The following is a 21,461-nucleotide window of genomic DNA, read 5'->3' on the forward strand; positions in this document are numbered from 1 at the left end:
TATAGCGACGGTGATCCACCTCTTCCCATCCCGAACAGAGAAGTTAAGCCCGTTAGCGCCGATGGTACTGCCGAGAGGTGGGAGAGTAGGTCGATGCCAGATTTAGAGAAGAGCGATTCAAACGAGTCGCTCTTTTTTTATGATGTAAATGGTATTCCATTTTCGATTTTTTCAATTTTCAATTGTAAATTCTACATTCTCAATTTATTTTTCTACCTTAGTGCTCTGAATCAATTTATGTGAAAATGGCATTATTCGGTTTATTTAATAAGAACAAGAAAGAGAGCCTTGATAAAGGGTTAGAGAAAACGAAAGAAAGTGTATTCAAGAAGCTATCCAGGGTAATTGTCGGAAAATCAAAGGTTGATGACGAAGTACTGGATAATTTGGAAGAGGTGTTAATTTCCTCTGACGTGGGGGTGGATACTACTCTTCGTGTAATAGAGAGAATAGAAAAAAGAGTACAGCGCGACAAGTATATCGGCACGGATGAGTTGAATCGGGTGTTGAAAGAAGAAATAGTCGATTTATTGAAAGAAAATAATTCGACAGATTATGATTCTTTGAGTTTACCCGAGGGACACGGACCATACGTGATCATGGTAGTTGGTGTGAATGGCGTCGGGAAAACGACGACAATAGGAAAGTTGGCTCATAAGTTTAAAGAAGCCGGAAAATCGGTTGTGTTGGGAGCTGCAGATACTTTTAGAGCCGCGGCGGTCGATCAACTGGTGATTTGGGCGGAACGAGTAGGAGTGCCTATCGTGAAACAGGGAATGGGTGCAGACCCTGCATCTGTGGCATTTGATACGTTAAGTAAGGCCAAGGCAGAGAATGCTGATGTCGTGTTGATTGATACGGCCGGAAGACTCCATAATAAAATTAATTTGATGAACGAATTGACCAAGATCAAGAAAGTGATGCAGAAGGTTATTCCTGATGCACCTCATGAAATATTACTTGTTCTTGATGGTTCTACCGGACAAAATGCCTACGAGCAGGCGAAGCAGTTTACTCTGGCAACGGAGGTGAACGCTTTAGCGATTACCAAATTGGACGGTACTGCAAAAGGTGGAGTGGTGATAGGTATTTCGGATCAATTCAAGATTCCGGTGAAATATATAGGTATTGGAGAAAAGATAGACGATTTGCAGGTGTTCAACCGGGAAGAATTCGTGGATTCTCTATTTAATTGAGTCTGTAAGGTTCATAAAGTTATAACGTCCATAAGTCAATGGACACTGCGGGCGCTTTGTTTACGGCAGCTTATGTTACCGATAAATATTGTCCGAAGGACACTTGTGACTTTACGGACCTTATAGACTTTACGGACTATTTTACTATGAAGAAAAAAATATTATTTATTTGCTTGGGAAATATATGTCGCTCTCCCAGTGCGGAGGCGATTATGAAGCATTACGTGGCGAAACGGGGACAGGAGGATCAATTTTATATTGATTCGGCCGGGATTAGCGGTTATCATTCGGGTGATCCGGCAGATGAACGGATGCAGGCACATGCTATCCGCCGGGGATACGAGTTGACTAGTTTATCCCGAAAGTTTTATCCTGATGCGGATTTTGAGAATTTTGATATGATTATCGGAATGGATGACCAGAACGTGCGGGATTTGCGACGTATGGCAACTACGGAAGAAGAGAGAGGAAAGATTTATAAAATGACGGATTTCTGTCGGCGTTTCTCTTACCGGGATAGTGTACCGGATCCTTATTATGGTGGGGCTGCGGGGTTTGAATTGGTATTGGATTTACTGGAAGATGCCGTGGAGGGATTATTGGAACAGTTGAAAGATTGAAAAGGAGATAAAAGAGGTATTGGGGAATATCAAGATAATTTTTTAAAACGGAATGATGAAGAAAATGAAAATGTTGGTGTTCTTACTTCTCTTCGTACTGCCGGAAATAAGTATGGCACAGCGGGAGAAATATCCTTTAGATTGGTTTTTGCGGGATGTAGAGCAAGACAGTATGTTCGGTACGGGGGTACACCGTATTTACAAAGAGTTGTTATCGGGTAAGAAGCCTGTACCTTTGATTGTCGCGGTGATAGATTCGGGTTTTGACACGACAGCCCAAATGTTGGCTCCCGTGTTATGGCGTAATCCCGGGGAGATTCCCGGAAACGGGAAAGATGACGATCGTAACGGGTACGCGGATGATATCCACGGTTGGAATTTTATGGGTACGCGGGATGGAAAATCCTTATCACGCGGTGTGCCCGAAGAATTGCGGACATATAGCTGGTTGCTGAAGACTTATAGAGGGAATATGAAAAAGATGTCCCCGGAAGAGAGGGATTTATTCGTGACGTTGCATAAAACCTACGGAATCAGAGAGGTCGAGTACGAACGAAAGAGTATCGAGGCTCAAGAGGAGTTGAAGGAGATTAAACAGATAAAGAAACAAGCTTGGTTTAAACAGGCTTATAAGGAGCATTTGGCTAAAAAGGCGGCGGAGCCGGTGTTGACGGAGGAAGAAAGGTTTGAATTGTTTAGAGCCGGAAAGTTACCTCGGACAGAACCGGATACGGTAGAAAAGATTCTTTCTAAAGAGAAACAACTCTTGCATAACATAAAGAATGCCGAGGAGTTATTCACGATAGCTTTTGATATTCGTAAAGAGATCGGGGACGATCCGTATAATATTAATGACCGGAAGTACGGTAATCCTTATTTTCCTCTCGCTTTGAGCAGTAAGCATGGTACTCATGTCGCTTCTACTATCGGTGGGGTAACGGAACCCGAATCGGGAGTGTACGGTATTGCCCAAGGGGTACGGATTATGTTGTTGCAAGTCGTACCGCCGGGAGGCGACGAGGAGGATAAGGATATTGCTTTAGCTATACGGTATGCCGTGGATAACGGGGCTAAGGTGATAAACATGAGTTTCGGGAAATACACGGCTCTCGGTAAAACACAGAAGTGGATAGAAGAGGCTATGGATTATGCCGCCGCCCATGATGTTTTGATTGTTCGTGCTGCCGGGAATAATGGCAGGAATACGGATCAAGTGAATGTTTACCCCTTGCGTCCCTCAAAGCCGGAAACACAGGCTTGTTATATATGTGTCGGTGCGCATGGCTCTAACTTAAGGGCGGAGGATGCAAATAATAAGTTCGTGAGTTTTTCCAATTACGGGAAAAAGACTGTTGATTTGTTCGCACCCGGACATAGTATATATAGTCAAGTTCCTTATGGAAAATATAGTCAAGAGTCGGGAACAAGTATGGCATCCCCGGTATGTGTGGGAGTGGCGGCTCTTATCCGGATGTATTACCCTCGTCTGACCGCGGCACAGGTGAAAGAGGTGCTAATGAAAACGGTGACGCCTAGTGATCAAGTTTGCAAGTTCGGCAAACAGTCGATAAAATTCAGCGATATGAGTATTAGCGGAGGGATGTTGAACGGGTACAAGGCAATGAAATTGGCAGAAGAGATAAAATAAATAAAGCCCGCCGAAAGGCGGGTTTTATTTATTATTTTAGCAGTGTTGCCAAGCAGTCGTTCACGTTCTTTTCGATACGCGCAAGAACGTTGTTGTTCTCTGCCTTCTCGAATTTTGTTCCGGTGATATGCTCGTACAATTCTATGTAACGTTCGGTAATGTTGTTTACAACCTCAGGTGTCATTTCGGGTACTTGCTGTCCTGCTTTCCCTTGGAAACCGTTATCCATTAACCATTCGCGTACAAATTCTTTGGATAACTGGCGTTGTTTTTCACCTTTGGCAAGGCGTTCCTCGTAGCCGTCAGCATAGAAATAACGGGAAGAGTCGGGCGTATGTATTTCGTCGATCAAGTAAATCTTTCCGTCTTTTTTACCGAATTCGTATTTGGTATCAACCAGTATCAATCCCATTTTTGCGGCAATTTCCGTACCTCTTTGGAAAAGGGCAATCGTGTATTTTTCGATGGCCTCGTAGTCTTCTTTACTAACTAAGCCGGAAGCGATGATTTCTTCTTTTGAAATATTCTCGTCGTGTCCTTCCATAGCTTTCGTGGTAGGAGTGACAAGCGGGGTGGGAAACTTCTGGTTCTCTACCATACCCTCGGGTAAAGGCAGCCCGCAAAGCGTTCTGTTTCCTGCTTTGTATTCTCTCCATGCACTTCCTGCCAAATAACCGCGGATAACCATTTCCACCTTGAAAGGTTCACATTTGTGACCGACGGTTACCATCGGATCGGGGGTTGCAATTTTCCAGTTCGGCACGATGTCAGCCGTTGCGTCCAGAAATTTTGCAGCAATTTGATTTAAGATTTGTCCCTTGTAAGGTATTCCTTTCGGGAGTACCACGTCGAAAGCGGAAATTCTGTCGGATACCAGCATAACGAGGTATTCGTCGTTGATGTTATACACGTCGCGTACTTTACCGACGTATTCATCTTTCTGTTTCGGAAATTTGAAATTTGTTTTTACAATCGCTTCCATGTTATTTGCTTTAAGATCCGTTATTTAGTTTTTTCTTCGTTATTATACGCGTTGACAATATCCTTTACCAGCCGATGCCGCACGATATCATTATTATCAAACTCAACGAAGGCGATCCCTCTGATGCCTTGCAGTAATTTGAACGCATGTATGAGTCCCGAATCATCGCGTTTGGGTAAGTCTATCTGGCTCATGTCGCCGGTGATAACGAACTTCGCGTTAATACCCATGCGGGTAAGGAACATTTTCAATTGATTTTTGGTCGTGTTCTGTGCCTCGTCGAGGATGACGAACGCATCGTTCAAGGTGCGTCCTCTCATGTATGCCAACGGGGCGATTTGGATAATTTCCGTTTCCAGATATTCCGTTAGTTTCTTGGGAGGAATCATGTCGGAAAGGGCATCGTACAAGGGTTGCAGGTACGGGTCTACTTTCTCTTTCATGTCACCCGGTAAGAATCCCAGACTTTCCCCCGCTTCCACGGCAGGACGGCTGAGTATGATGCGTTTTACCTCTTTGTTTCGCAGGGCTTTGACCGCTAGGGCTATTGCCGTGTAGGTTTTTCCCGATCCGGCGGGTCCCGTGGCGAAAAGTAAATCGTTCATTTTCGCCAGATCGACTAATTTATGTTGGTTGGGGGTTCTGGCCCGTATGGTTTTCCCGTTATTCCCGAAGACGATAATCGACGCCGGATCTTCGGGATCTTCCACGATATTGTCCTCGAGGATGATCCTTTTGAGGTTTGCTATCGTGAGCATATTGTATTTATTATAATGTTCCAGAAGGGCATTAATTTTGGCAACGAGCACGTCAATATCATTCTCTTCGCCTTGAATAATGATTTCATCTCCGCGGGCGGTGATCTTCAATTTCGGGAAAAATTCTTTTAACGTGATGAATTTTGCGTTGTTAATGCCGTAAAAGTCAATAGGATCAATGTTTCCAATACTAATTCTTTTCTCTATCATGAAACTTAAAATAAATAGCTTATTTTTGCAGGTGCAAAGTAGGGAAAACTATTGAAAATTGAAAGTTGAGAATTGAAATTTTTTCATTAACGTAGAGTTAGTCATGGAGAAGGATTTTAGCAAGCAAAAAGAGGCTTTCGCCGAGTTACTGGATATCATGTATACCTTGCGGGAGAAATGTCCTTGGGATCATAAACAGACGTTGGAGTCGTTGCGGACGCTGACCGTGGAGGAAGTGTATGAGTTAGGTGACGCGATCGTGAAAGGGGATATGCAGGAGGTGAAAAAGGAGTTGGGGGATTTAATCATGCATATTGCTTTTTATGCTTTGATAGGGGAGGAGAGGGGTGAGTTTGACATTACCGGGGTGTTGGAGGAAATTTGTGAGAAGTTGCGTTACCGGCACCCTCATATCTATGGCGAGGTGAAAGTGGAGAACGCGGATGATGTTACCCGCAATTGGGAACAGTTGAAATTGAAAGAAAAAGGACGGCATCATAAGGTGTTGGAAGGAGTACCGGATGCACTTCCGGCATTGGTGAAGGCTTATCGAATACAAGATAAGGTGAGAGGCGTGGGGTTCGATTGGCATCAAAAAGAAGACGTGTGGCTTAAAGTACGGGAGGAACTCGGGGAGTTGGAAGTAGAGGTCGCGAAGGCTGACCAAGAACACATGGAGGAGGAATTCGGGGATTTCTTGTTCGCGATGATTAATGCCGGACGTTTGTACGGGATTAATCCCGAAGATGCTTTGGAAAAAGCGAACCGGAAGTTTATTCGTCGTTTCTCTTACGTGGAAGAACAGGCAAATGCTGCCGGAAAGAAGCTGAATGATATGACATTGGAGGAAATGGACGTGTATTGGAATGAAGCGAAAAGACAAGAAGCGGTTAGAAATTAATTAATTCACGATTTATGAATTACGATTTACGATTAAAAAAAAGCATGGTTCGGTGGGGAGCATTTAATCTGGAATCGGAAATCATGAAATCTTTGAATGAGTATCGGCTTCGTGTGGCTGGAATCTAAAATTTAAAATCTAAAATTAATAAGGTGGATTTAACGGGTAAGTGGAAATACAAGGAGGATTACGGTTACGGTGTGGCCGAGGGAGAATTATTCTTGAAACAGGAAGGAGATGAGCTGTCCGGTAGGATTATTTTTACGGACAAATTGAATGATGATGAAGCGTATATGCTTCAAGAGTTTTTGATCGGGTCGTTGGAGGGGCATAAGGTAAAGCTGGATGCCGAGGAATTTGATATTATTCATTCCGAACACGAGATCGATTACGAGTTGGACAGTTGGTTCGGAGTACTCGTGGATGACGATACAATTGTCGGTCTGAGCAAGGATGGACAGGGTATCGAGGGTAAATTTACGTTCGCACGAGAGAAGAATTAGATGTTAAAAAAACAATAAATTGGAAAAGCTGACAAAAGTCAGCTTTTTTTTTTGTTCGATATTCTATATTGCAGAAGAATCTAATAACCTAACTAATAATATACTTATGTCGAAAATTAATTCGCATCCAATTCTGGATGTACCGAAGCGGGATAAAGTGGTTTTCACTTTTAACGGGAAAAAAATAGAGGGAGAAAGTGGTTATACTATCGCGGCTGCGTTGCATCAAGCGGGTTATCCCGTGCATAGCCATAGCATTGACGGGCGCGGACGTTCGTTAGCTTGTGGTATCGGTAAATGCGGTGCTTGTGAAATGCTGGTAGACGGCAAGGTGCGGCGTATTTGCGTGACGAAGGTGGACGGGGTGAAAGAGGTGAGGGAGCTTGCACAGGGGGAAATGCCCGAACGTTGTGACGCGCACGGGCAGGATACCCGGAAAATACTTCGCACCACGGTCGTTATCGTTGGTGCCGGTCCGGCGGGCTTAGCCGTGCGGGAAGAGTTCAATAAATACGGTGTGGATAACATCGTGATCGATAATAACGACAAGATCGGGGGACAGTTTAATATGCAGACGCACCAGTTTTTCTTTTTCGAAAAAGAGAAGCGGTTTGGCGGCATGCGCGGTTTCGATATAGCCAAAACTTTGGCGGGGGAGAGTATGGAGGGTATATATTTGAATTCCACGGTATGGGATGTGCTGGAGGGAAAGCGGATTGCCGTGAAGAATCTGGACACGGATACCGTCTTTTTCGTGGATGCCGACTATCTGGTGGTTGCCACGGGTGCGGTTCCGTTTATGCCCGCTTTCGAGAATGACGACCTTCCGGGTGTGTACACGGCAGCGGTGGTTCAGAAAATGATGAACAATGAATTGACGTTGTTGGGTAAGAACGTGTTGACCGTGGGAGCCGGTAATATCGGGTATCTGACTTCTTACCAGTTGATGCAGGCGGGTGCCCACGTGAAGGCGATCATTGAGGCGATGCCGAAAGAGGGTGGATTCCCTGTGCAGGCGAACCGGGTACGTCGTTTGGCTATCCCGATCATGACTTCGCACATGTTGTTGAAGGCTATTCCGAATGAAGAACATACCGGAATCAAGGGTGCGGTTATTGCCGAGTGCGAGAATTTTAAAGCGGTACCGGGTACGGAAAAGATACTGGAAGGTATTGATGTGATTAATATATGCACGGGATTGATTCCTGACAATCAATTGTTGACGAAAGGGCGTGCCGTGTTTGGCGAACGTTGTTATGCGGCGGGGGATGCCGTGCGTATCGGCGAGGGAACGAGTGCCGTGTTACGCGGGAAACAGGCTGCCGCGGAGATCATGTTGGATATGGGTACCCGGGTGAGTTATGATGATTATTTGGTCTTGTCCAAAGAATATATCGACTCGCAACAACATCCGGTCCGGATACTGGAGGCTCCCCGTCTGCCGGACGCGGAGCGTATGAAGAAGAGAGGTTTCGTGCAAATGGATTGCCTGTACGGTTTTGCTTGTAATCCTTGTTCATTCGCGTGTCCGCACGGGGCAATCACGAAGAGTTCTACTTCAACGGTTCCGCACGTGGATTACGATAAGTGTATCGGTTGTATGGAATGTGTTTACCAGTGTCCGGGTTTGGCCATATTCGGTTACGACTTGCGGAAAGACAGTTTGTTCCTGCCGATCGAGTACGAGGTAAAAGAAAAAGAAACGGTTTATCTCGTGAACAATTACGGGGAGAAGTTGGGAGAAGGTATCGTCGAGAAAGTGTTGCATAAACCGAACAAGACGAATATCGCGCGGGTGAAAGCGTTGGATATTCACGGTGAAGAGCTGGTGAAAGTAAGAGGTTTCGTGGTGAAAGAGAATTACCCGGAATGTCTGGAATTGGAGCCTTTGCTGAAAGACGAGAAGGGTGCTACTTTTATTTGCCATTGTGACGATGTGACGTTGGACGACGTAATGCAGATCGTGGGCGATCGTACCTTTATTTCTATCGACGAGATCAAGCACACGACTCGTTTGGGGATGGGACCGTGCCGCGGCAAACGTTGTATCCCTCGTTTGAAAACGGCTTTGCGGGCAAAAGGAATCGAAGTCGTGGGAGATGCCACACCGAGAGCCCCGTTGTCGAATCAATTGAACCTTGGTGAATTATACCCGCCGAAGCGAGGGGAAGAATACCGGGTTGCCAATCGTTCCGATTTCAAGAAAGTTGAAGTGGGTGCTTTGATTGCCGGAGGGGGGATTGCGGGTAGCGCTTTGTTCCGTTATATGGCAGAGGCGGGGTTGAATCCCGTGCTCGTGAACGCGGACAGGGGGTCCTCGTGGAGAAACATCGGCGGAGGCCGGACGGCATTCTCGTTGCCGGAGCTGGCAGAAATTGCAGAGCATAATCACGCGATATTTAAGGAGTTGCAAGGACTTTCCAATATTGACTACAAGACAACACGATATATTAATCTGGCACATGACGAGGCTACCTTCAACGCTTTGGATGCCAGCCGTGCTTGGTCGGATGCCTATATGGTCGAACCGAAGAATTTCCAGAAAGAAATTTCTCCTTATTTTGACACGAAATCCAAACGTTATCTCGGGGCTTTGATCACGAATGATTGTTGGCAGGCGACGCCGGGTAAGGTGGTCGATTTGATTCGCAACATGGGTATCCACGCCGGAGGTCGTGTAGCGGAGGATTGCAAGGTGCTCGAAGTGATGAAAGAGGGATCGACATACTGTATTCTGGTGCTGACGCATGATAAGAAATACGTGGAATTTCGCACGGATGTATTCGTGAACGCCTTGGGTGCGGGAGCGGGGAAGATATGCGAGGGATTGGGTATGCACGCCGGATTGTATCCTGTGCGCCACCAAGCGTTTATTACCCGCCGTCTGCCGATGTTGGGCAAGAACGGCGATAGTTTGGATATGTTGATTGACCGTCAGGAGTACAAGGGATTCTCTGCCGTGTACGGGCAACAATTGGTACACACGGGACAAATTATCGGATGTGCTTCCCCGCGGGTGGATGCCTTGCGGACGGACAAGAATCTGATCTTAAACACGAAGGAGTTTATAGAGATTATCAGTGAGTTCTTCGTGGACTGGATGCCTAAGTTGGCGGGTGTGAGTATACAAGCCACGTGGTCCGGTTATTACACGGAACCCCATTATATCATTGATCCCGAATTGGGATTGTTCGTTGGAATGAGAGGACATGGGTTCATGCTGTCGCAATATCTTGCCAAGATGTATGTCGATAAGTTAATGGGACGCCCGGTACCGGAATATTTTGACAAGTTGAAACTGAATGGTCCGGGATTATCGGAGAAAGCATTTAAATAAGGATGAGGGTGACACCACCTCCTCTATAAACAGAGGAGGTGCTGGAATCTAGAAAAGTAACTTGCAACTTGCCGCAGGTAAATGCAACCTGCAACTTTGCTGAAGGCAAATTTCATGGTCTGGTATGTGTCAAGTAGTTGGATAGCTTTGTTTGGTAGTCGGCACAGGCGGACGTGTAGTTGTTGCAACTTTCCGTGTACAGTGTTTCTGCGGTTAGTAAGTCACTTAACGAGGATGCTCCGGCATTGAAATGTTGTTTGTTCAATCGCAGGTTCTCGGTCGAGGATGCGATGGATTTGCGTGCCAGTTCGATTTGTGCGTAGGATTCCGTGAGTTCGCTCCACAATTGTTCGATCTCTACGGCGAGTAATTCTTCCGCGTTTTTACGATCATTCTCTGCCTGTTCTTTTTTTATGCGGGCTTTTTTTATCACGTGCGAGCCGCCCCACCATGAAGAGATCGGGACGGATACGCTGGCGAAAGCGAGTTCCGTGTTCACGTCTTTTTTCATGATGTTGTAATAGATGTGTCCCACGCCGACGCCTACCTTCGGAAGATGTTTGCTTCGTTCCATCCGGACTTGATACCCTTGGGCATCCACGTTCTTCTGTGCCAACAGGTATTCGATCCTTTGTTGTACGGCATCTTGGGGGGTGATATAATAATTAAGGGGTGATTCAGGTTGGGTAAATTCACTCGTGGCGATATCAAATGACGTGAAATCAGCCCCGATATATTGTGCCAATACCATTTTGGTGACACGCAGCCCATTTTCAACTTTTAGGCGTTGGCTGGCTATTTCCTGTTGCCGGAGTTCAACCCGTAACAAATCATTACGGGTAGTAAGTCCGGTTTTTACGGCCAATTCTACTTGACGGTAAATCTCCGCCAGCAATTTGTCTACCACGTCAAGCGTGGAATGATGATTGTTTAACGTGGCAATCAGCCAGTAGTATTCGGTGGTTTTTTGTTTCACTTCATTTTCGGTCAAGCGATGTTGCAAAACACGGACTTCTTCGCCCAGTTTTGCCAGCTTGTTGCCGTTGATGATCTGTAATCCGGCAAAAACGGGTTGTACGGCAGTGGCTGTCGCGAATGCCCCTTTTTTTATGAAAGACAGGGGAATTTCCGCCAAACCGAACAGATCGAGATCGGCTTGTAATAATTTCTCGCTGCCTTGAAATACCATACCCGAGGCCGATACTTGCGGGAAGTAAAAGGTGAAAGCCTCTTTACGGGTTTGGCGAGCCATTTCAACTTCCAACAAGCTGTTTTTGATGCTATTGTTCTTTTCTAGGGCTGCCGCCAGACATTCTTCCAGCGTGTACACCTGCCCACGTGTGATGAAAGGCAGGAATACCATACAAAACAGGAAAAGGTAAATATGTTTCATGATTTCAATCGTTTATCGTTTTTTGAATAGAGTTTCCAATATACCACGGGGAGAATTGTGATTACCAGCAGCAGCGAACCGATACCCCCGGCAAAGATCGTGACACCGACAGGCGTCCAGAACGTACTGTTGCTGAAGATCATCGGGATAACTCCCACGGCTGTCGTTGCCGTTGTCAAGAAAATGGGAACCATACGGCGTTTGCCCGCGTCGTAAGCGGCTTCCCGTGCTGTTTCCCGGTGATTTACGCGGCGGTCGTCCGCGTGCTGGTACATGAGTATGACATTTCGCACGATCATTCCCAGCAGGGTGATGAAACCGAACACAGAAGTGATACTAATCGTCTTCCCGGCAATCCATAGTCCTATCATGGCGCCGAACAGGCATAACGACATGGCGAGCATGGCAACGGCGGTAATCCCGAATTTCCTGAAGCTGGTTAGAATAAAGAAGAATATAATGACCATCGCTATCCCCAGACCGGACATGATGGGCGGGAGTGTTTCCATGTCGTATTCGTATTCCCCGCCAACTTCCGGGGACAGGCCTGCCGGGAATTGCCCCTGCAATTCCCCGTCAATCATCTTGTTTATTTTGGACAGGGTCTCCAGTGTGTTTTCTCCCCTGCGTAAATCGGCTATCACGGAAAGACAGCGCATCCCGTTGCGGTGGACGATTTTACTCTCGTGCCACGCGGGTTTTACATCTGCGATTTGCCGCACGGGAACGGAGGTTGGGGAGGTCGTTGCCGGGAGATAAAGATCCTTGATGTTTTGTGCCGTCAAGCTGTCTTTGCGGGCATTTTTCATGATGACCGGGAGGGCGTAATCTCCTTCCCAAACGGAACCGACGGGAATACCGGTGGTTGCTATCGACAAGTTGAGAGCCATTGCGGTACGAGTAAGCCCGAGTTGTGACGCGGCAACCGGATCGAGCGTGATTTCCATTACCGGACGGGGTACGTCGTAGTTCGTGTAGACGCGAGCCAATTCCGGCATAAGGCGCATGCGGGACATCAACAGGTCGGCAGCACGATGTAGAGAGTCGATATTCTCCCCTTGGAACCGGAATTCCAGTTCCGGAACCAGTTGGAAATCCAGTTGTTTGAATTTCACGTGGGCATCGGGGAATAGATCGGCATACCGGTTCGTGTATTTATCCAAAATATCTTCGGTATCTTCAATGGAAGTCGTGTTCACGATGAATTGAGCGTAGTTTTTTGCTGGCATCTGCGGCGCATATGACGTTTGGAAACGCGGGGAGGAGCAACCGATAAAAGAGGTGATGGAAGTAACCCGCCCGTCTTCTTTCAATAGAGCGTAGACCGAGTCTGCCACCTGTTCCGTGCGGGACAAAGGAGTACCTTCAGCCAGATAGATCTCCACGGCAAACTGATCCCGATCGGCAACGGGAAACATACGATATTGCAGTAGGGGAATGATCATTATTGCAACAAGGACAGAGGCGATTCCCGAACCGATAGTCAACCACGGGTGACGGAATGTCCATCCCAGAATACGTTCATAAAGTCTCTGTACATGATCCGTGAGTCTTTTCTTGTCGGTTTTGATGTATCTTTTTCGGATAATCCACGTGTTTAATAACGGAATGGTCGTCACGGCAAGCACGAGTGAAACCATAAGATTAATCGTGATTGTCCAAGGGAAATAGGTGACAAAGTCCCCTATCTGACCGGTCAGCGTGAATAATATGGGGAAGAATATAGCACAGATACATGCCGTGGCTAACAGCATCGGCAGGAAATACCGGTTGGCACTCGTGATAGCGGCGTACCAGCGTGAATATCCTTTATTGAGGTAGTCCAGATAACCGTCGATGATGACAATGGAGTCGTCAACAATCATTCCCAGCACCACGATAAGTGCGGCGAGAGTCACCGTGTTGAGTGGTATGCCGCACAAATACATGATTCCCACGGAAATAAAAGTTGCAAAGGGTATTGTAATTGCGGCGACGAGCGCGGAACGGAATGGAAATAAAATCATCATCACGAGAATAATGATAATCATGGCAATGATCAACTCGTGCAGGAACGAGGAAACGGAGTCCCCGACCACTTTTGCCTGATCGGCGATACGGCTGATGGACACGTCGGCGGGCAGCACGTGTTCCCGGTAATCATCAAGTACTTTGTCCACGTTTCTGCCGTATTCCACGATATCATACCCGCCGCGCATTTCGAGGGATAGAATGACACAGGGATGTCCGTTGTTTTTGATGTAACTTTCCGACATATCGTATTCCCGCGTGACACGGGCAATATCTTTTATCCGTACCACGTTGTTGCGCGGGTCAGAATAGATAATCTGGTTTGCTATCTCTTCTTCGCTACACAAGGCGGGAGAGATGTGCAAAGGTATATTTATTTCCTCGTTTTCAATAGAACCGCCGCTTGTCGTGAAGCCTTGCGAAAACAGGATGCCCGATAATAACTTTTCGTTGATACCGTACACTGCCATACGTTCCTGATCCGTGTAAATGGTGATCTGTTCTTTTATGGCACCGTATGAACGGATATTTGAAACGGATTCTACCTGCCGTAGCCGGTCACCCAGTTCATCGGTATAGGTCTGTAATTCCCGGTAAGAGCGTTTGTCGGATTCGACAGCGATTAGCAGGGCGGAAGTATCCCCGAAATCGTCGTTGGCAATGACAGCCACTACTCCCGAGGGCAATTGCGACTTGAACAGGGAGAGTCCGTGTTTGATTTTAGACCAGACTTCGTCTTTGTTATTCACGTTGTCGTTCAGTTCTACCATGATGTAGCACATCCCGTGTTGGGACGTGGAGATCGTTTTAGCCCGTTTTACTTCTTTGTAAGTGAATAGAAAACGTTCCAGCGGTTTGGTCAATTGTTCTTCCACCTCATTGACGGATGCACCCGGGTATACCCCTACCACGACGCCCTGCCGGACGGTAAATTCCGGAAATTCCTGTTTAGGCATCCGGTTGATCCCGAGGATTCCGAAAATAAACATGAGGATAACGATCAGCATGGAGATCCGGTAATTCACCATGGTCCAATGAACAAAATTAAATTTCTTTTTCATTAGAATATGATTTTATTGCCTTCACTTATTTTTTGATATCCCTCGGTAATCACGCGTTCTCCCGGTGTCAGCCCTTTGGTGATCGCTATACGGTTGCCTGCGGTTGCCGCGGTTGTCACCGGTGCGCGGAAGGCAGTGCTGTCGGCTGCGACTTTCCACACGAACAGTTGTCCTCGGGCATCCCGTTGCACGGCTGTCAACGGGAGTGTTATTCGGGTATCGCTACCCGGCGTCACGGTGACGGAGCATACCATGCCCGGTAATAGTTCTTTGTCCGGATTCGCGAGTACGACACGGGCATCATAAGTGCGTGTCACGGGATTAGCCACGACTCCTTTTTCCAAGTTGCCGCCCTCGTATATCCGGTTATTTAATGCTGCCACCCGTATACAGGAATGGCAGGCGGGAGTCAAGTTCGATATTTCCATTTCGGGCACGGTAAATTTGGCTTTCACTTGGTTGATTTGCACCAGCGTCAAGACAGGTTGTCCGGGGATTGCGGTTTCTCCCGCTGATAAGTTTTTTTTCCCGACTACCCCGTCAAAAGGTGCGTAAATCATGCAATCGTCATAGTTCTTGCGGGCGATGTTGTACGTCGATAGAGCCTGTTGCAGTTTGGTGTTTATCTCTACCATCTTTATTTCCGGAAGGCTCTCCCCGTCGTACATTTGTTTTAAACGGAAATGTGCGTCTTTGGCTTGCTCCAGCGTGGCGGAAGCTGCATCCAGAAGATCGCGGGCGGAAGCGTCGTCCAGTTGTGCCAGAAGTTGCCCTTTGCGCACGGGTTCTCCTTCCCGTACATGTATCTTTTCTATTTTTCCGGCTATCCCGAAACTGATAGCGGCACCGGCTTCCTCTTCTATCACGCCCACGTAAGAGCGTTGCACGATATTTTCGGAACGGGTAACGATTTCTGTCGTTACTTTTTTAGGGGTTACACTTGTAGGGGCTTTTCGTGTTGAACAGCCCGTGAAAACGATGATAATGACAAGCAGGTAGCATCGTGAGGTTTGTCTGATGAGTTGTTTCATGATTTTTTCGTTTAATTTCCGGTACAAAAATCTTCTTTTACTTTCGCATTATAAAGGTCGTTTTTATGTCTTGATTGGTCTATTTGTCTTTTTGTCGGTGCGAATGCGTCAAAACGCTTTTCGCCCTTTTAGTCAAAAGTTTATAAAGTCTATAAAGTTCATAAGGTTTATGGACCCTAGCGGGCGCTTTGTCCACGGCAGCATGGCTGCCGGTAAACCTTGTCCGAAGGACGCCCGCTACTTTATGAACTTTATAAACTTTAAGAGCTGAAAAGCTCAACTTTATGAACCGGGCAAAAAGCGTTTTGATGCGTTTGCCGTGGTATTTTTGTCGGGTTTGTTCCGGTTCTTTGAATAAATCTGTTATTTTTGTCAGAAAAAGAATTGAATGATGGAACAAGAGCGTTTTGGCAGTTTCTCTTTGGAGAAATTGTTCGCGATGAATGATTTGAGTCAAGTGGGAGCCGTGTATAACCGGGAGTGTTTTATTATTTCCTGCGACCCGGGGAAGGAAATCGAGCTGTTCAAATACCCGTGTAAAATCAATGCCTTTATTCTGGTCATTTGTTCGGAGGGGGAAATATCATTGACGTGTAATTTGAATTCCTGCGAGATCAAAAAGAATACCTTGTTCTTCTGTCATTCCGGCGCTATCATTCAATTGAAATCATATACAGCCTGCCAGTTGCAAGTTATTATTCTCGAGGAGGAGTTTTTGAAAAACCTGAACATCGACGTGAAACGGATTCTTCCATACTACCCGTACATGCAGGAAATGGTTTTAATAGATCTACCTCAAGACGAAAGTACGTTTATAAAAGATTTGCTGGATAAGGCTGCCTTGGAGATCGTTCATTCATCCGCCAAGCCTTATTATCACGATATGGTGAAGGCACTTATTCATTCGCTCGCTTATAAAATATTGAATATCTTTATAGATTTTTTCTTGGCTCAATTGTCCGCCAACCGGATGAGTCTGAATCACGGGGAGGAATATTTCAAGATGTTTATCTCTTTGCTTATGCAGCATTACAAGTCCGAGCGTTCCGTCGGTTTCTACGCCTCCAAATTGAACTTGACCCCCAAGTACTTGACGACGTTGATCAAGAAAGTCAGCGGTCGTTCGGCTGCTGACTGGATTGACGAGTACGTGGTGTTGGAGGCTAAGGCTTTGCTTAAATATTCGGATATGAGTGTCCAACAGATCGCTTATTACTTGAACTTTTCGGATCAATCGTTTTTCGGGAAGTATTTTAAAAAGCAGGCGGGAGTGTCGCCGACCGTGTATAAAATGCAGAAATAATATTTATTTAGCGATATTCTCCTTATCTTTGCAGCAAAATTACAGAATATGATAAAGTTAGGAGAATATAATATATTGCGAGTCGTGAAGACGGTTGATTTCGGGGTTTATCTGGATGGTGGAGATTACTGGGGCGAGATTTTATTACCGAAAGAAACAGCCCCCGCCGAGTGCAAGGAGGGGGACGAGTTGAAGGTATTTATTTACTTTGATTCGGAAGATCGGGTGATTGCCACGATGACGGAACCTAAAGCCGTCGTGGGGGATTTTGCCTTGATGAAAGTTGTGGGAACCAGCCGTGTGGGTGCTTTTCTCGACTGGGGATTACGCAAGGATTTACTGGTGCCGTTCCGTGAACAACGGGAAGAAATGCAAATGGGAAGAGAGTATCTGGTCTACGTGTACGTGGATAAGACGACGGATCGTATCGTGGCTTCGACGCGATTGAATCGGTTTCTGGATAAAACTCCGGCAGATTATAAACCCGGCGAGGAAGTGCAGTTGATCATTGCCCGCCGAACGGATTTAGGATATAACGTGATCGTGAACGGAAGCCATGAAGCTGTTATTTACCGGAACGAGATATTCCAACCCTTGTCTATCGGACAACACGTGACGGGATATATCAAGCAAGTTCGGGAAGACGGTAAGATCGACTGTATATTGCAGAAAAATGACGGGCACGAGCAGGTCGATCGTTTGTCAGCGATAATCTTGAAGAAACTGGAAGAGAATGGCGGAGTACTTCAAGTGTCCGATAAAAGCGATCCGGCGGAGATTTATCAACTTTTCGGTTGTAGCAAGAAAAATTACAAGAAAGCCGTCGGGGGATTGTTCAAGCAACATAAAGTGATGATCGGGGAGAAGGAACTGAAACTAAAATAATTTATGAATTACGATTTATGATTTACGATTAAAAGTGTTTTTTGTGGAATCTAAAATCATGTTTAAGGTTCGGGCGTATATTACAAGTTTTCGGTTGAGAACATTGCCGCTGTCCTTGTCCGGGGTGCTGTTAGGATCGTTGTTGGCGGCGAGTGACGGGTACTTTAAGACAAGTACTTTCGCGTGGGTGATGTTGACTGCTACCGCTTTGCAAATACTGTCAAATTTAGCAAATGAAGTCGGGGACTTGAGCAAGGGGACTGATAACGAGCATCGTCTGGGACCTATCCGAAGTGCGCAAAGCGGAGCTTTAAGCGGGAGAGAGATGATTCGGGCAATGATCGTTGTCGGGGGAATAGCCGTGATTACCGGGAGTTTATTGATTCACGAGGCATTTCGGGATTTACTGAATTGGAAGAGTATCAGTTTGTTTGTCGCCGGAGGTGCTTCTATCGTGGCGGCAATTAAATATACCGTTGGAGATAACGCGTACGGTTACAGGGGACTAGGTGATCTTTTCGTGTTTATCTTTTTCGGGTTGGTCAGCGTGATGGGAAGTTATTTTGCCATGGCAGGAGTCTTGCCGTGGATATACGTGTTTCCCGCTTCGGCTATCGGTTTACTATCTGCCGGAGTGTTGAATATGAATAATATCCGGGATATCGAGAATGATTCAGCTTGTGGGAAACGTACTTTACCCGTGATACTTGGAGTGAAAAGAGCTAAAATATATCACTACGTCTTGATTCTCGCGGCTGTGATCTGTTTGTTTATTTACACTTTCCTGCATCCTGCCGGGTGGACGGCTTACCTTTTTGTTATTGTCTTACCCTTGCTAGGCATTCATTTGAAAAACGTGTACAGGGGGGAGGGGCGTGAGTTGGATTCACAGTTGAAATTTCTTTCTATTACCACGTTATTACTTACCTTGTTATTGGGATTTGGACAGATTCTTGGCAAATAATAAAGAAAAAAGCTAACCAATTCGGTTAGCTTTTTTCTTAGAACGGCAGATCGTCCGCTTCCGGCATGGGAGGGATGTCCTCTACCCGGTATTCGGGAACCGGAGCTCCTGCTGCTGCTTGTTCCTGTATTTTTTCTATTCTCCAACCTTCGAGGTTTGTGAAATAGGAAACTTGTCCGTTGTTTTCCCATTTTCTTCCGCGCAAGTTGAAATACACTTTAATATTTTCTTCCAACTGGATGTTTTCCAGTAAATCGCATCTGTCTTGGATTAGTTGAACTTTCACGAAGTCGTTCCATTGCGGATTTTTCTCGTTTTCAACTTCTATCACGAATTCTCTCTTCTGGAAACGATCGCTGATCTTTTGGGTGGCTTCTTTGTAAATTAGTTTACCGGTAACTTCGTAATTCATTTTTATTTTGATTAAGAACAAGCCCAAGGTTTCTTGGGCTTGTTAGCTGTTTATATATCAAATAGATAAATTATTTTTGTGCGTTCGGGTCTACGATCTCAAGTAGTTCAACCTCGAAAATCAACGTTTCATTCGGTCCAATACCGCTTCTGGTGCCTTGAGGTCCGTAAGCCAAGTTTGACGGGATGTAAAGTGTCCATTTTGATCCCACGGGCATCAATTGCAATGCTTCCGTCCAACCTTTGATCACGCGGTTCAAGGGGAATTCAGCGGGTTCGCCTCTGTCATACGAGGAATCGAATTGGGTTCCGTCAAGTAAGGTTCCTTTATAATGTACTTTCACCACGCTGGTATCAGCAGGCATGGGTCCTGTACCTTCTTTCTCGATCTTGTATTGCAAACCGCTTTCGGTAGTTTTTACACCACTTTTTTTAGCGTTTTCTTCCAAGAATTTTTGTCCCTCTTTCAATGTTTTTTCCGCTTTAGCCATCATCGCTTTTTGAGCGTATTTATTCAAGTACATGCGAATTTCCATGTCATTGGGAGCATCTTTCTTTTGAAGAATTGCGTTCATTCCGGCGATAACGGCCTTCATGTCCAAATCTTCCATTCCGCTTTGTACCATGTTTCTCCCGTAGAAACATCCCATGTAGAAACTAGCCGTGTCTTTTTCGGTTTTCATGGAAACACTGGTTTGGGTATTGGAATTGCAGCAGCTGGATAAGCCTAAAGTGGCTATTGCCAAAGTAAAAAATAAATTTTTTGCGTTCATAGTTTTTCGTGAATTAAATTATACTATATCTAATAATTCTATATCAAAAATCAACGTTTCGTTCGGTCCGATAGCCTGTCCGGCTCCATGAGCACCGTAAGCCAAATCGGAGGGAATGAATAATTGCCATTTTGAACCCACGGGCATCAGTTGCAATGCCTCTACCCAACCGGGAATCACCCCGTTCACGGGAAATTCGGCAGGCTCTCCGCGGCGATATGAAGAGTCGAACACGGCACCGTTAATCAGGCGTCCCTCGTAATGACATTTCACGGTATCGCTTGCTTTCGGGGTAGCTCCTTTACCCTCGGAGATTACCTTGTATTGTAACCCGCTAGGCAGGGTGATTACACCACTTTGTCCTTTATTGTCGTTCAAGAATTTTTCTCCGGCTTCTTTAGCGGCTTTACCTCTGTCGTCTTGTAACTTGGTAAAGAATTCTTGTAAGATGTTATTTGCTTCTTCCGGTTTGATTTCCGGCATTTGACCGGCATAAACTGTTTTCAGCGCGTCGAGAAGGGCTTCCGGATTGATGGTGTTGACACCTGATGAAAGGAGGTTGCTAGCGAAACTTAGTCCTAAACAGTAACTCACTTTGTCTAACTCTTCAGTATATTTCATTGAAAGGTTTAATTAATAAATAAATATTTTGTTCATTAAGATGCAAATGTAAGAACATTGAGCGAAATCTCAAATCATACCGTCATTTAATTTTATTTGCCTGTCCGACATGGTCGCGAGTTCCGTGTCATGCGTGACGATGACGAAGGTTTGCCCGAGTTCTTCACGCAAGGTAAAAAAGAGTTGGTGCAACTCGCTTTTCGTGCGGGTATCGAGATTACCCGAGGGTTCGTCGGCAAGTATCACGCGGGGATGGTTGACGAGGGCACGTGCCACGGACACCCGTTGTTGTTCCCCGCCGGACAGTTGATTGGGCTTGTGTGTTGTACGGTCACCCAGTCCAAGCATTTTCAGTAATTCCAGTGCTTGTTTCTCGGCTTCCTTTTTGCCTGTTCCCTTTATCCATGCCGGGATACATACATTTTCAAGAGCGGTGAATTCCGGTAATAAATGGTGAAATTGGAACACGAACCCGATGTTACTGTTGCGGAACACGGATAGTTTGTTCGGGGCGAGGCGAGCCACGTTGACGGAATCGTAAAGGATTTCTCCCTCGTCCGGGCTGTCAAGTGTACCTAGAATATGCAACAATGTACTTTTACCGGCACCGCTTGCCCCGACAATCGTGACAATCTCTTTTTCTTTTATCGAGAGATTGATACCTTTCAGTACTTTTAGTTCCCCGTAACTTTTGACTATATTTTTGATCTCTATCATCTTTCCATTTTAATTTTTGATTTATGATTTCAGATTACATGATTCCTTCCCGCCAATCAACGCTTTTTTAATCGTGAATCGTGAATCGTAAATTATAAATTTCGCGGATAAAGATAGTGATTAAAATAAAGTGTGCG

The 21,461-nt window shown here is 45.8% G+C and carries 18 protein-coding genes and 1 rRNA gene; 10 read left to right on the forward strand and 9 right to left on the reverse strand.

The window, feature by feature from the left end; translation table 11 throughout:
• From rrf to H8S64_RS20380, 4 genes are all read left to right on the forward strand, one after another.
• Window positions 1-102, forward strand: a 5S ribosomal RNA gene (rrf, locus tag H8S64_RS20365); the annotation flags it as partial.
• 143 nt (window positions 103-245) lie between these two features.
• The gene (gene ftsY, locus H8S64_RS20370; RefSeq protein ID WP_099291892.1) at window positions 246-1,196 is read left to right on the forward strand and encodes a signal recognition particle-docking protein FtsY; all 951 of its coding nucleotides are present in this window, start codon (window positions 246-248) and stop codon (window positions 1,194-1,196) included.
• A 146-nt stretch (window positions 1,197-1,342) separates the two neighbouring features.
• A complete protein-coding gene (locus H8S64_RS20375; RefSeq protein WP_099294437.1) occupies window positions 1,343-1,816 on the forward strand; it encodes a low molecular weight protein-tyrosine-phosphatase in 474 nt (157 codons plus the stop codon).
• A gap of 55 nt (window positions 1,817-1,871) precedes the next feature.
• Window positions 1,872-3,464, forward strand: coding sequence for a S8 family serine peptidase (locus H8S64_RS20380; protein ID WP_186978510.1), 1,593 nt, complete (start codon window positions 1,872-1,874; stop codon window positions 3,462-3,464).
• Window positions 3,465-3,495: 31 nt separating this feature from the next.
• On the opposite strand, the gene H8S64_RS20385 is transcribed toward H8S64_RS20380, so the two are convergent.
• Both H8S64_RS20385 and H8S64_RS20390 read right to left on the reverse strand, forming a co-directional pair.
• On the reverse strand, window positions 3,496-4,446 hold the full coding sequence (locus H8S64_RS20385; RefSeq protein WP_099291894.1) for a phosphoribosylaminoimidazolesuccinocarboxamide synthase: 951 nt from the start codon (window positions 4,444-4,446) through the stop codon (window positions 3,496-3,498).
• 20 nt (window positions 4,447-4,466) lie between these two features.
• Window positions 4,467-5,414 (reverse strand): PhoH family protein, encoded by a 948-nt coding sequence (locus tag H8S64_RS20390; protein ID WP_186978511.1) that lies wholly within the window; start codon window positions 5,412-5,414, stop codon window positions 4,467-4,469.
• Window positions 5,415-5,517: 103 nt separating this feature from the next.
• Here H8S64_RS20390 and mazG point away from each other — a divergent pair, with 103 nt between their 5' ends.
• The 3 genes from mazG to H8S64_RS20405 all read left to right on the forward strand — a co-directional run bounded on the left by mazG (window position 5,518) and on the right by H8S64_RS20405 (window position 10,155).
• A complete protein-coding gene (gene mazG, locus H8S64_RS20395; RefSeq protein WP_099291896.1) occupies window positions 5,518-6,315 on the forward strand; it encodes a nucleoside triphosphate pyrophosphohydrolase in 798 nt (265 codons plus the stop codon).
• A gap of 152 nt (window positions 6,316-6,467) precedes the next feature.
• On the forward strand, window positions 6,468-6,818 hold the full coding sequence (locus tag H8S64_RS20400; protein ID WP_099291897.1) for a hypothetical protein: 351 nt from the start codon (window positions 6,468-6,470) through the stop codon (window positions 6,816-6,818).
• Between the two features lie 106 nt (window positions 6,819-6,924).
• Window positions 6,925-10,155 carry an FAD-dependent oxidoreductase gene (locus H8S64_RS20405; RefSeq protein ID WP_186978512.1) on the forward strand — a complete coding sequence of 1,077 codons (3,231 nt, stop codon included), beginning with the start codon at window positions 6,925-6,927 and terminating at the stop codon, window positions 10,153-10,155.
• A 112-nt stretch (window positions 10,156-10,267) separates the two neighbouring features.
• On the opposite strand, the gene H8S64_RS20410 is transcribed toward H8S64_RS20405, so the two are convergent.
• Genes H8S64_RS20410 through H8S64_RS20420 form a run of 3 tightly spaced genes read right to left on the reverse strand, consistent with a single transcriptional unit; the run spans window position 10,268 to window position 15,650 of the window.
• Window positions 10,268-11,548 (reverse strand): TolC family protein, encoded by a 1,281-nt coding sequence (locus tag H8S64_RS20410; RefSeq protein ID WP_255469644.1) that lies wholly within the window; start codon window positions 11,546-11,548, stop codon window positions 10,268-10,270.
• Window positions 11,545-14,619, reverse strand: coding sequence for an efflux RND transporter permease subunit (locus tag H8S64_RS20415; RefSeq protein WP_186978513.1), 3,075 nt, complete (start codon window positions 14,617-14,619; stop codon window positions 11,545-11,547). Before H8S64_RS20415 ends, H8S64_RS20410 begins: the two co-directional genes overlap by 4 nt.
• Window positions 14,619-15,650 (reverse strand): efflux RND transporter periplasmic adaptor subunit, encoded by a 1,032-nt coding sequence (locus tag H8S64_RS20420; protein ID WP_186978514.1) that lies wholly within the window; start codon window positions 15,648-15,650, stop codon window positions 14,619-14,621. Before H8S64_RS20420 ends, H8S64_RS20415 begins: the two co-directional genes overlap by 1 nt.
• Before the next feature lie 388 nt (window positions 15,651-16,038).
• Here H8S64_RS20420 and H8S64_RS20425 point away from each other — a divergent pair, with 388 nt between their 5' ends.
• Genes H8S64_RS20425 through menA form a run of 3 tightly spaced genes read left to right on the forward strand, consistent with a single transcriptional unit; the run spans window position 16,039 to window position 18,802 of the window.
• Window positions 16,039-16,953 (forward strand): helix-turn-helix domain-containing protein, encoded by a 915-nt coding sequence (locus H8S64_RS20425; protein WP_099291899.1) that lies wholly within the window; start codon window positions 16,039-16,041, stop codon window positions 16,951-16,953.
• A gap of 48 nt (window positions 16,954-17,001) precedes the next feature.
• Complete coding sequence (locus H8S64_RS20430; protein ID WP_099291900.1) at window positions 17,002-17,838, forward strand: CvfB family protein; 837 nt, start codon at window positions 17,002-17,004, stop codon at window positions 17,836-17,838.
• Between the two features lie 43 nt (window positions 17,839-17,881).
• The gene (menA, locus tag H8S64_RS20435; RefSeq protein WP_366483029.1) at window positions 17,882-18,802 is read left to right on the forward strand and encodes a 1,4-dihydroxy-2-naphthoate octaprenyltransferase; all 921 of its coding nucleotides are present in this window, start codon (window positions 17,882-17,884) and stop codon (window positions 18,800-18,802) included.
• Window positions 18,803-18,839: 37 nt separating this feature from the next.
• Here menA and H8S64_RS20440 read toward each other — a convergent pair whose 3' ends face one another.
• From H8S64_RS20440 to H8S64_RS20455, 4 genes are all read right to left on the reverse strand, one after another.
• The gene (locus tag H8S64_RS20440; RefSeq protein ID WP_099291902.1) at window positions 18,840-19,214 is read right to left on the reverse strand and encodes a DUF3127 domain-containing protein; all 375 of its coding nucleotides are present in this window, start codon (window positions 19,212-19,214) and stop codon (window positions 18,840-18,842) included.
• A 70-nt stretch (window positions 19,215-19,284) separates the two neighbouring features.
• Window positions 19,285-19,986 carry a BamJ family beta-barrel-assembly machinery protein gene (gene bamJ / locus H8S64_RS20445; RefSeq protein WP_301332223.1) on the reverse strand — a complete coding sequence of 234 codons (702 nt, stop codon included), beginning with the start codon at window positions 19,984-19,986 and terminating at the stop codon, window positions 19,285-19,287.
• A gap of 18 nt (window positions 19,987-20,004) precedes the next feature.
• The gene (gene bamJ, locus H8S64_RS20450; RefSeq protein WP_099291904.1) at window positions 20,005-20,607 is read right to left on the reverse strand and encodes a BamJ family beta-barrel-assembly machinery protein; all 603 of its coding nucleotides are present in this window, start codon (window positions 20,605-20,607) and stop codon (window positions 20,005-20,007) included.
• A gap of 69 nt (window positions 20,608-20,676) precedes the next feature.
• Window positions 20,677-21,324, reverse strand: coding sequence for an ABC transporter ATP-binding protein (locus H8S64_RS20455; RefSeq protein WP_186978516.1), 648 nt, complete (start codon window positions 21,322-21,324; stop codon window positions 20,677-20,679).
• Window positions 21,325-21,461 lie beyond the last annotated feature (137 nt).

The organism is Butyricimonas hominis, from assembly GCF_014287455.1.
GTDB lineage: Bacteria > Bacteroidota > Bacteroidia > Bacteroidales > Marinifilaceae > Butyricimonas > Butyricimonas muris.

What these genes read in the sequence shown, in the direction of transcription:
- H8S64_RS20410 (WP_255469644.1), bottom strand. Translation starts at nt 11,548, where the DNA reads ATGAAACATATTTACCTTTTCCTGTTTTGTATGGTATTCCTGCCTTTC.
- H8S64_RS20390 (WP_186978511.1), bottom strand. Translation starts at nt 5,414, where the DNA reads ATGATAGAGAAAAGAATTAGTATTGGAAACATTGATCCTATTGACTTT.
- H8S64_RS20425 (WP_099291899.1), top strand. Translation starts at nt 16,039, where the DNA reads ATGATGGAACAAGAGCGTTTTGGCAGTTTCTCTTTGGAGAAATTGTTC.
- H8S64_RS20440 (WP_099291902.1), bottom strand. Translation starts at nt 19,214, where the DNA reads ATGAATTACGAAGTTACCGGTAAACTAATTTACAAAGAAGCCACCCAA.
- H8S64_RS20385 (WP_099291894.1), bottom strand. Translation starts at nt 4,446, where the DNA reads ATGGAAGCGATTGTAAAAACAAATTTCAAATTTCCGAAACAGAAAGAT.
- H8S64_RS20405 (WP_186978512.1), top strand. Translation starts at nt 6,925, where the DNA reads ATGTCGAAAATTAATTCGCATCCAATTCTGGATGTACCGAAGCGGGAT.
- bamJ (WP_099291904.1), bottom strand. Translation starts at nt 20,607, where the DNA reads ATGAAATATACTGAAGAGTTAGACAAAGTGAGTTACTGTTTAGGACTA.
- H8S64_RS20455 (WP_186978516.1), bottom strand. Translation starts at nt 21,324, where the DNA reads ATGATAGAGATCAAAAATATAGTCAAAAGTTACGGGGAACTAAAAGTA.
- H8S64_RS20415 (WP_186978513.1), bottom strand. Translation starts at nt 14,619, where the DNA reads ATGAAAAAGAAATTTAATTTTGTTCATTGGACCATGGTGAATTACCGG.
- ftsY (WP_099291892.1), top strand. Translation starts at nt 246, where the DNA reads ATGGCATTATTCGGTTTATTTAATAAGAACAAGAAAGAGAGCCTTGAT.
- bamJ (WP_301332223.1), bottom strand. Translation starts at nt 19,986, where the DNA reads ATGAACGCAAAAAATTTATTTTTTACTTTGGCAATAGCCACTTTAGGC.
- H8S64_RS20380 (WP_186978510.1), top strand. Translation starts at nt 1,872, where the DNA reads ATGAAGAAAATGAAAATGTTGGTGTTCTTACTTCTCTTCGTACTGCCG.
- mazG (WP_099291896.1), top strand. Translation starts at nt 5,518, where the DNA reads ATGGAGAAGGATTTTAGCAAGCAAAAAGAGGCTTTCGCCGAGTTACTG.
- H8S64_RS20420 (WP_186978514.1), bottom strand. Translation starts at nt 15,650, where the DNA reads ATGAAACAACTCATCAGACAAACCTCACGATGCTACCTGCTTGTCATT.
- H8S64_RS20430 (WP_099291900.1), top strand. Translation starts at nt 17,002, where the DNA reads ATGATAAAGTTAGGAGAATATAATATATTGCGAGTCGTGAAGACGGTT.
- H8S64_RS20375 (WP_099294437.1), top strand. Translation starts at nt 1,343, where the DNA reads ATGAAGAAAAAAATATTATTTATTTGCTTGGGAAATATATGTCGCTCT.